At 74.8% G+C, this 1,245-nt stretch carries 2 protein-coding genes; both read right to left on the reverse strand.

Going from position 1 to position 1,245, the window contains the following annotated elements; translation table 11 throughout:
• Window positions 1–30: 30 nt before the first annotated feature.
• A complete protein-coding gene (locus ACFVXG_RS45545) occupies window positions 31–267 on the reverse strand; it encodes a hypothetical protein (protein WP_387936418.1) in 237 nt (78 codons plus the stop codon).
• Between the two features lie 2 nt (window positions 268–269).
• A partial coding sequence (locus ACFVXG_RS45550) for a hypothetical protein (RefSeq protein WP_387936419.1) occupies window positions 270–1,245 on the reverse strand: 976 nt, incomplete at its 5' end.

Consider the following 1,245-nt stretch of genomic DNA (forward strand, 5'->3'; position numbering starts at 1 on the left):
CGCGAGGGTGGGCCCGCCCCTGGTGGTCGATCAGAACCAGTACGACTTGTTGTCGCGCTCGGCCTTGGCCTTCGCCTTCGCGTCCCGGGCGTCCTGCTTGGCCTTCTCGCGGGCGGCGTCCTCGGCCTCCTCGCGGGCCACCGCCTCCGCCTGGATCGCGTCGATCTTGGCGCCGATCTTGGCGCGGTCGCCCCCGGCGGCGGCCCGGGCCACCAGCAGCGTGAGCTTGGCCTTCTCGGCGGTCGTGTAGTAGCGCGGCTCGGCCATGGTCAGCTCCTCCCGGCGGCGAACCCGAAGCCGCCGGCCTTGGTGGTGGGGGCGGCGTTCTTCGCCGCCCGGATCTCCCGGGCGACCGTGTCCGGCCGCACCGCCTTCGTCGTCCTGGCGCTCACCCAGGCCGTCACCGCTTTTGGGTCGTCGCCGACCTCCGGCACGGCGAGGCGGACCAGAGAGGCCACGCTCGCGGCCTTCGGGGCGGGGGCCCCGGGCGCCTCCGCCTGGAGACCGCCGGACGGCTGCGGGGCGCTGACCTGGGCGGTCACGGCCTCCGTGCGGACCTCCGCCGTGCCTCCGCCGGAGAGAGCGGCGGACGGACGGAGCGCGGAGACCGGCGTCCACACCGGCAGCTCCCAGGCGGGCGCCGCCGGAGTCACCATCCGCTCCAGGACGGGCGCCTGCTCCTCCTCGGAGGAGACCTCGGCCAACTCCGCCCAGGCCCCAGAGAGGGTCTGCGCGGCCTTCGCCTGGGCCTTCGCCACGGCCGCCCCCGCCCGGGACAGCGAGGTCATGCGGACCCGCTCACCGTGGGTCTGGGCGTTCAGCACCGCCCGGGAGATCGCCGCGCTGTCGCGGGAGTCCTGGAGGACCCGCCGGATCTCCGACCTCGCCTTCGGGCTGATCTCCGTCGACTCCCACACCCCGTGGAGCCACCACATGGCCTTCGCCGCGAGCGGGAGCCAGGAGACCGCGAGCCACCCGGCGGTGTGAGGGCTGGTCAGCGCGTGGACGACCAGCATCGCCGTCGTCAGCGCACCGAACGCCCACCCGAGGCCGGTCACCTTGCCGTTGTGGTCGCCCTGCCCGGCCAACCGCCTCTCGTACGAGAGGGCGGCCAACCACGCGCCGTCGTAGCCCAGGCCGATCACCAGCGCCAGGGCCAGCGGCATCACGCCACCCAGCCACAGGACCACCACCGCGACGGTCAGCACCGCCGAGACGACAGTCACCGCCAGGGCCGGGGCCGCA

Source organism: Kitasatospora sp. NPDC058162 (assembly GCF_042884005.1).
In the GTDB taxonomy this organism is placed as follows: domain Bacteria; phylum Actinomycetota; class Actinomycetes; order Streptomycetales; family Streptomycetaceae; genus Kitasatospora.

Bases quoted from the DNA above. Each gene is read 5' to 3' on its own strand.
- ACFVXG_RS45545 (WP_387936418.1), bottom strand. From the start codon at position 267: ATGGCCGAGCCGCGCTACTACACGACCGCCGAGAAGGCCAAGCTCACG.